Origin of the sequence: Streptomyces fructofermentans (genome assembly GCF_014651055.1) — a bacterium.
In the GTDB taxonomy this organism is placed as follows: Bacteria; Actinomycetota; Actinomycetes; order Streptomycetales; family Streptomycetaceae; genus Streptomyces; species Streptomyces fructofermentans.
In genome coordinates, this window is the sequence record NZ_BMWD01000007.1 from 324020 (window position 1) to 332132 (window position 8113).

The following is an 8113-nucleotide window of genomic DNA, read 5'->3' on the forward strand; positions in this document are numbered from 1 at the left end:
GACGTGCAGGAAACCCTTCAGACACTCGTCGGCGGGCTGAGCCTCGGTGCCGTGTACGCCCTGGTCGCCATGGGCTTCTCCCTCGTGTACCGCACCATGGGCCTGGTCAACTTCGCCCACGCGGACATCGCCATGATCGGCGCGTACACCGCGTCGACCTTCTACCTCACCGTCCGGCTCCCCTTCGCCGCGGCCATGGCGGTCGCGATCGTCGTCACCGGGGCGATCGGCCTCGTCATCGAACGCGTCCTGCGGCCCCTGGAGAACAAGGACTTCGACCTGATGCTGATCGGCACGATCGGCTTCGGCATCGTCCTCCAGGCACTGGCCATCATCATCTGGGGCACCACGGGCCGGGCCGTGCCGTCGCCGCTGGACGCGGCCCCGTTCACGGTCCTCGGCATCCGCGTGCGCACGTACGACCTGCTGGTGATGGCCGTGGCCGCGCTCGCGGTCGTCGGCCTCGGCTTCTTCCTGTCCCGCACCAAGAGGGGCGCGGCCATGCAGGCAGCGGCGCTCGACCACGAGGCCGCGACCGCCGTCGGCATCGACGTCGGTCGCAGCAACGCCCTCGCCTTCGCCATCGGCGCGGGCCTGGCGGCCCTGGCCGGCGGGCTGGTCGGGCCCATGCTCTACGTGGACGCGTCCCTGGGCGGCGCCCTCGGCATCAAGGGGTTCGCCGCGGCGATGCTCGGCGGCTTCGGCTCCATCCACGGCGCCGTCGTGGGCGGGATCGCCATCGGCGTCCTCGACTCGTACGCCGCCGGGCACTTCCAGGGCTACTCGGTCCTGGTGACCTTCCTCGTCTTCACGGTCGCGATCATGATCCGGCCCATGGGCATCTTCGGCGAAAGGACGGTCAGCCGCGCATGAAGTCCCGCTCCGCCGCCCTCGTCACGCTGATCGCCGGGGCCTGCGTCCTGCCGTACGGCCTCGGCGGCTACACCATCCACGTCGTCGACATCGCCCTGATCCACGCGCTCCTCGCCATCGGCCTGGGGCTGGCCATGGGGGTGTCCGGCCAGATCAACCTCGCCCAGGTCGCCTTCTTCGGGGTCGGCGCGTACGGCGTCGCCGTCCTCACCACGCACTACGGGTACGGCTTCTGGGCGGCCGCCGCCCTCGCCGTGCCGGCCACGGTCGCCACCGGCCTGCTCGTCGGCGTCCCCGCCCTGCGCATGCAGTCCCACTACCTGGGCATCGTCACCCTCGGCCTCGCCCTGGGATTCATCAACTGGATCACCAACGCCCGGATCACCGGCGGCGCCGACGGCATCTCCGGCATCCCCGTGCCCACCCTGCCGGGCGTCGACCTCTCCAGCGAATACCTCTACTACTACCTGGAAGTCGCCGTCTTCGCCCTCGGCCTGCTCTTCGGCCTGTTCGTCGTGCACACCTCGCTCGGCCGCCGGCTGCGCGCCATGCGCGACGACTCGCTCGCCGCGGGAGCCATGGGCGCCGAGATCCCCTACCTGCGCATGACGGCCTTCGTCCTCGCGAGCCTCTACGGAGGCCTGGCCGGAGTGCTGTACGGCGGCCTCATCCGGTACGTGGCACCCGAGACCTTCTCCATCGGCAACATGTTCATCCTGCTCGCCATGGTCATCATCGGCGGCAGGCGCTCCCTCGTCGGCTGTGTCGTCGGCGCCGTCGGCCTGACCCTCGTACGGGAGTGGCTCTCGGACTTCTCGACCTACGCCCAACTCGGCTACGGCGTGGTCGTCGTCCTCATGGTCGTCTTCGCGCCGACAGGGCTCGCCGGCATCCCCGCCCGGGTCCGGGACCTGTACCGCAGGCGGGCCGGCCACCACGAGGCGCGGGCCGAACTGCGCCCCTTCACGCCCTATCCGCCCGCCGCGCCGGCGACCGGGCAACCGGTGCTCCTGGTCGCCGAGTCCGTCACCAAGCAGTTCCGGGGGCTGCGCGCCCTGGACGCGGTCTCGCTCACCGTGCGGGCCGGCGAGATCCGGGGCATCGTCGGCCCCAACGGATCAGGGAAGACAACCCTGTTCAACGTGATCAGCGGGTTCTACCGGGCCACTTCTGGGACGGTCGGCTTCGCCGGCGACGACACCACCACCGCCCGCCCCTACGCGCTGTCCCTGGCCGGAATGGCCCGCACCTTCCAGAACCTGCGGCTCTTCGGACAGCTCACCGTCCGCGAGAACGTCCTCGTCGCACTCGACCGCACGAGGACCCGCGCCATCTGGCAGTACGCGGTGTGGCAGCCGGGCGTGCTGGCCCGGGAGCGCCGGCTCCGGGCCCGCGCCGACGAGGTCCTCGAACGCTACGGCCTCACCGACTTCGCGGAGGCCGACCCCGCCTCCCTGCCCTACGGGATCCAGCGCCGCATCGAGATCGCCCGCGCCATGGCGGCCCGGCCCCGCCTGCTCCTGCTGGACGAGCCCGCGGCCGGACTCAACGGAGAGGAGGTCCGGCAGCTCGTTCGGATCGTCCGGTCCATCCGCGACACCGGGACCACCGTCGTCCTGATCGAACACAACATGGGCCTGGTCATGTCCCTGTGCGAGAGGATCACCGTCCTGTCCGGCGGCCGGGTCATCGCGGAGGGGACCCCGGACGAGGTCGTCGCGGCGCCGGAGGTCATCGAGGCCTACCTCGGGGACTCCGACCTCACCGAGGCAGGACTGCCGCAGCCCCCGACCGCCGAGGAAGTCCGAAGGACCGAGGAGGCCCCCTCATGAAAGCCGCGGACACCGGCCCGGCCGGCACCCTGACGGTCGAGGACCTGAGCGTGCACTACGGCGGCGTCCGCGCCGTCGGCTCCATCGGGTTCACCGTCGCCCCGGGCGAGTCGGTGGGCATCATCGGCGCCAACGGGGCGGGCAAGACCTCCACCCTCAAGGCGCTGATGGGCCTGGTCCCGCGCAGCGGCGGACGCATCACCCTGGGCGGGCGCGACCTCACCCGGGTGAGGGCCCGGGACATGGTGCGCCACGGCATCGGCTACGTCCCGGAGGGCAGGCACGTCTTCTCCGGCCTGTCCGTCGAGAAGAACCTGATGCTCGGCGCGTACTCGCGGCCCTGGAACGACGGGACCCGCCGCCGACTCGACGAGGTGCACGCGCTGTTCCCGGTCCTCGGGGAGATGCGGGACCGGCCCGCCGGTGCGCTGTCCGGCGGCCAGCAGCAGATGCTCGCCATCGGCCGGGCCCTGATGGCAGGGCCCCGGCTGCTCGTGCTCGACGAGCCCTCCATGGGCCTGTCCCCGAAGCTCGTCGGCAGCATCCTCGACGTCCTGCTGAAGCTGCGCGAGGAGGGGATGAGCCTGCTCCTCGTGGAGCAGAACGCCAAACTCACCTTCGGCGTCACCAGTTCGTGCGTCGTCATGGAGAACGGCGAGGTCGCCATGACCGGAACCTCCGCCGAACTCAGCCGCGACCCCAGGGTCAGGGAGGTGTACCTGGGCCTGTGACCCCGCCGGGCTTCCCGGGGACCGCGGACCCTGCTATTCATAACGAACTGGTTCGTACATTGCCTGCCGGGAGCCGCCGTGACTCGGACGTCATTTCTCATGGGCCTGATCGGGACCGGCATCGGCCGGTCGCTCAGCCCGGAACTCCACGAGCGGGAGGCTGACCGGCACCAAGTCCGCTGCCTCTACCGGCTGCTGGACCTCGGCGGCGCCAAGCGGCACACCGCGGAGAACCTGCACGAACTGCTCGGGGCGGCCCGCAGCCTGGGGTTCGCGGGCCTGAACGTCACCCATCCCGTCAAGCAGCTCGTCCTGCCCCACCTGGACCGGCTCGCCCCCACGGCCGCCAGGGTCCGCGCCGTCAACACGGTGGTGTTCGCCGACGGCGCGGCGGTCGGACACAACACCGACGGCACGGGCTTCGCCGCGGCCCTCACCCGGGGACTGCCCGACGCGCCGATGCGCCACGTCGTGCAACTCGGGGCGGGAGGCGCCGGATCCGCGGTCGCCCACGCACTGCTCGACCTCGGAGCCGAGCGCGTCACCGTCGTCGACCCGGCCGCCGGCCGCGCGCGGGAGCTGGCCGAGGCGCTCAACACCGACGCGGGAAGCGAGCGCGCGCGGACGTGCGACGCCGCATCGCTCGGCACCGTCCTCCAGGAGGCCGACGGACTCGTCAACGCCTCACCGGTCGGAACGCCCGCCCTGCCCCGGCTGCCCCTCGACCCGGCGGCCCTGCACCCCGGGCTGTGGATCGTCGACATCAACTACCGGCCCCTGCGCACCCCACTCCTGGAGGCCGGCCGCGCCCTCGGCTGCCGGACCCTGCACGGCGGCGGGATGCTGGTCCACCAGGCCGCCGGCACCTTCCGCCTGGTCACCGGACTGGAACCCAGGACGGCTCACATGCTCGCCGACTTCGCCGACCTGACAGCCGGTGTGCGCGAACACTCCTGACCCGCTCTCCGGAGCGGCCCGGCCCGCGCCCGGGCGCCCGCCCCGCCTATGCCGACGCCCGGACCACCAGCTCGGGATCGAAGATGATCGAGGTCGGCTCGGTACGCACGCCCCTGATCTGCTCGTCGAGCAGCCGGGCCATCGCCGCCGCCATGTCCTCGACCGGCTGGCGCACCGTCGTCAGCGGCGGACGGCAGGCGAGCGCCGCGCTGGAGTCGTCGAACCCGACCACCGCGACATCGTCCGGCACCCGGCGCCCCCGCTCCCGCAGCACCTGGCAGATCCCCTGGGCCATCAGGTCGTTCGCGGCGAACACACCGTCCACGTCCGGGTGTTCGGCGAGCAGTTCGGTCATGGCCGCCATCCCGCTGTCGACCGTGAAACCACCCTGGACCAGCGGGACGTACGCATGCCCGCGGCGGGCCATCGTGTCCCGGAACCCGGCAAGCCGCTCCTGGCTCGCGGACACCGCCAGCGGACCCGACACGGTGACGATCCGCCGGCAGCCGCGCCCCAGCAGGTGCTCGGCTGCCAGGCGCCCGCCGTCCCGGTGCGCGAGGTCCACATAGCTGAGCGCGACCGGCCGCGAGGGCCGGGCGAACAGCACGGCGGGCAACCCCGCGCCGGCCAGCAGCGCGGGCAGCGGATCGTCGGCATGGGTGGACACGACGAGCGCCCCGTCCGCGCTGCCCTGCCGCAGATACGTCACGACCGCCTCCCGGGCCTCGACGGTCTCGGCGAACATGAGCACCGGATGCATCGAACGCGGCCGCAGATGGCCGACGACCCCGCTGACCACCCGGCCGAAGAACGGGTCGGCCAACACCCTCGTGGCGAAGGCGTTCTGCTCCTCGTCCGAGACCCCGCCGGCGCCGGACACCACGAGCGCCACGGTCTCGGTGCGCCGGGTCACCAGCGACCTGGCGGCCTGATTGGGCGCGTAGCCCGTTCTGCTGATGGCCAGGCGTACCGTCTCCTGGATGGCCGGGTCGACGTTGCGCACACCGTTGATGACCCGGGACACGGTCGCCCGGGAGACACCCGCCTCCCGGGCCACATCCTCCAGGGTCGGGGCCTGTCTGCTCATGCCCGCACCCTAACGGCACAGGCCACGGACGGCATAGAGCGCTCTCCGGCGGCCGGGCTCCCGGCTCAGCCGCGCACGCGGACCTCCACCCCCAGGTCCAGCGGGAGATCACTCGCCGAGCGGCCCGCGAGCACACGGCAGGGACCCGGCTCCGTACGCCACCCCCCGTCGCCGACGGACCAGTGGCGCAACGCCGCGGCGGGGACGGTCACCGAGGCGGTCGCCGTCGCGCCGGGACCCGCGTGCACCGCCGCGAATCCCGCGAGCCAGCGCCTCGGATACTCCAAGGCGGAGCCGGGGCGGGCCAGATACACCTGGACGACCTCGCGGCCGGCCCGCGGTCCCGTGTTGCGCACCCCGACACGCACGGTGAAGGGCTCCCCGGCGGCCACCTCGCGCGGCCCCGTCAACTCCTCGTAGGACCAGTCGGTGTAGCCGAGACCGTGCCCGAACCAGTAGGCGGGGGCGTGTCGGCCGCGGAGCCAGCCGCGGTAGCCGATGTGCAGGCCCTCGGTGTACTCCAGCCGCCCGGCGACCGGCCGCGTACCGGTGACCGGGGCGTCGGCGAGCGCGACCGGCCAGGTGGTCGGCAGCCGGCCGCCCGGCTCGGCCCGCCCGAGGATCACGTCGGCCAGGCCTCCGCCCCCCTCCTGCCCGGGGAACCAGGCCAGCAGCAGCGCGCCGACCTCGTCGCGCCACGGGAGTTCGACGGGGCCGCCGCTGTTGACGACGGCCACCGTGCGGGGGTTGGCCGCGGCGACGGCCCGCACCAGGGCGTTCTGCGTGGCGCCCAGGGTGAGGTCGCTGCGGTCGTACCCCTCCGACTCGCTGTGCTCCGTCGTTCCCACCACCACGACGACCGCGTCCGCCTCCGCGGCCGCCCGCACCGCCCCGGCGATCGCCCGGGAGGCGTCGGGGCGCGGCGGAGCGGCGCTCACGACCGTGGCCCTGCCCGTGTCGGGCGCGAGTTCGCGCCGCGCCACCAGCAGCGCGTCCTGCCCGACCGCCAGCCACGCCTCGGCGCTGCGCACCGGCGGGTTCACGTGCACGAGTGCCGGATCGTCCGTCTCCCTGGCGAACTCGCCTTCCACAAGGGTGCGTTCGTCGAGGCTCAGCCGCATCCGCCCGAAGCCCGCGATGCCCAGCGTCCAGCGGCCCGCCACCCGGGGGCGCAGCCGGGCACTGATCTCGACGGTGTGCGCCCCGGGCACGAGGCGGGGCTCCAACTGTCTCCCGCTGTTGCGGTGTTCGGCGTACAGCTCGGAGCCCGACGCGTCGAGCATCCGCAGCAGGACGCCCGGCAGCCCGGAGCGCGGATCACTGCACAGGTCCATGTCCAGTGCCGGGGCGGGCTCGTCGGGACACGGCCCGGGAGCGTGGACGACCCCGGCCCGTCCCCGCAGCAGGGCGCGCAGGCCCTCCAGGACGGACACCTCGTGCTGCGGGAAGACCCCGGCGCTGCCGCCGCCCTGCGTGCGGGTGCGTGCGGCATGCGCTCCCACCACGGCGACGGTCCGTACCTCCGGCCCGAGCGGTAGGACGCCCCGGTTGGCGAGCAGCACCGTGCCGGCCGAGGCCGCGCGGCGCAGCTGCGCCCTGGCGTCGCGCGGGCGGACGCCGCCCCGGGCGGGGGGACGTGCCTCCCCGGGCTCGCCGAGCACCCCCGCGCGGTCCGCGAGCGCGAGCAGGCGGCGCACCTTCCCGTCGACGGCGGACTCCGGCACCCGGCCGTCCTCCACTGCCTGCGCCAGGGCCTCGCCCCAGACGCTCTCGGGCCCCGGCATCGCGAGGTCGAGGCCGGACCGCGCGGTGTCGTGCGTCGTGCGCGCGGCGCCCCAGTCGGAGACCACCACGCCGTCGAAGCCCCACTCGCTCCGCAAGGGGTCCGACAGCAGCGGACTCGCCGTCATGGTGGTGCCGTTGACGGAGTTGTAGCCGGCCATGACGACCTGCACCCCGGCCGCGACGGCCGCCTCGAACGGGGCCAGGTACACCTCCCGCAGCGCCCGTTCGCCGGCGCGTACGTCGACCGTGAGGCGGTCCGTCTCGGAGTCGTTGGCCACGAAGTGCTTGGCCGTGGCGGCGACGCCCCGCGACTGGATGCCGCGGATCAGCGCCGCTCCGACCCGGGAGGTGAGTACGGGGTCCTCGGAGAAGCACTCGAAGTGCCGTCCGCCGAGCGGGCTGCGGTGCAGATTGAGGTTCGGCGCGAGGACCACGTGCACGCCCTTGCGCCGTGCCTCGGCGGCGAGGAGCGCACCGAGCCGCTCGACCAGGTCCACGTCCCACGTGGCGGCGAGCGCCGACGCGGACGGCAGCAGCAGTGCCGTCCGCCGTTCGTCCCACGACTCGCCCCGTACGCCCGCGGGGCCGTCCGACATCACCAACTCCCTCAGGCCGACGTCCGGCTCGGCCGGTGTGCGCCAGGTCGTGGCTCCCGTGAGCAGCCGGACCTTGGCCCGGAGGGTCAGCTTGTCGAGCAAGCGGTCGAGTTCGTCCTCGGTCATCCTCGCCCGTTCGTCCTCTCGTGTGGGCGCGGCAGCGGCCGACGCCTACGCCGGCCGCCCGCGGGATGCTCCTATGGCTGTCAAGCCGCTGGAGCCAGGTCGGTTTGAGTGATTCGTTCGGTTGGT

The 8113-nt window shown here is 73.3% G+C and carries 6 protein-coding genes; 4 read left to right on the top strand and 2 right to left on the bottom strand.

From position 1 onward, the window contains the following. Positions 1-3: 3 nt before the first annotated feature. The 4 genes from IE265_RS13280 (at position 4) to IE265_RS13295 (ending at position 4393) form a co-directional block, all read left to right on the top strand. The gene (locus IE265_RS13280; protein WP_190035676.1) at positions 4-873 is read left to right on the top strand and encodes a branched-chain amino acid ABC transporter permease; all 870 of its coding nucleotides are present in this window, start codon (positions 4-6) and stop codon (positions 871-873) included. Further along, on the top strand, positions 870-2705 hold the full coding sequence (locus IE265_RS13285; protein ID WP_190035677.1) for a branched-chain amino acid ABC transporter ATP-binding protein/permease: 1836 nt from the start codon (positions 870-872) through the stop codon (positions 2703-2705). The genes IE265_RS13280 and IE265_RS13285 overlap by 4 nt, the downstream gene beginning before the upstream one ends. Then, on the top strand, positions 2702-3436 hold the full coding sequence (locus IE265_RS13290) for an ABC transporter ATP-binding protein (RefSeq protein ID WP_190035678.1): 735 nt from the start codon (positions 2702-2704) through the stop codon (positions 3434-3436). The genes IE265_RS13285 and IE265_RS13290 overlap by 4 nt, the downstream gene beginning before the upstream one ends. Positions 3437-3514: 78 nt before the next feature. Further along, a complete protein-coding gene (locus IE265_RS13295) occupies positions 3515-4393 on the top strand; it encodes a shikimate dehydrogenase (RefSeq protein ID WP_190035679.1) in 879 nt (292 codons plus the stop codon). A 46-nt stretch (positions 4394-4439) separates the two neighbouring features. Here IE265_RS13295 and IE265_RS13300 read toward each other — a convergent pair whose 3' ends face one another. Together IE265_RS13300 and IE265_RS13305 are read right to left on the bottom strand one after the other, a co-directional pair. Continuing rightward, positions 4440-5480 carry a LacI family DNA-binding transcriptional regulator gene (locus IE265_RS13300; RefSeq protein ID WP_190035680.1) on the bottom strand — a complete coding sequence of 347 codons (1041 nt, stop codon included), beginning with the start codon at positions 5478-5480 and terminating at the stop codon, positions 4440-4442. A 65-nt stretch (positions 5481-5545) separates the two neighbouring features. Further along, on the bottom strand, positions 5546-7987 hold the full coding sequence (locus tag IE265_RS13305) for a glycoside hydrolase family 3 C-terminal domain-containing protein (protein WP_190035681.1): 2442 nt from the start codon (positions 7985-7987) through the stop codon (positions 5546-5548). Positions 7988-8113: the final 126 nt, after the last annotated feature.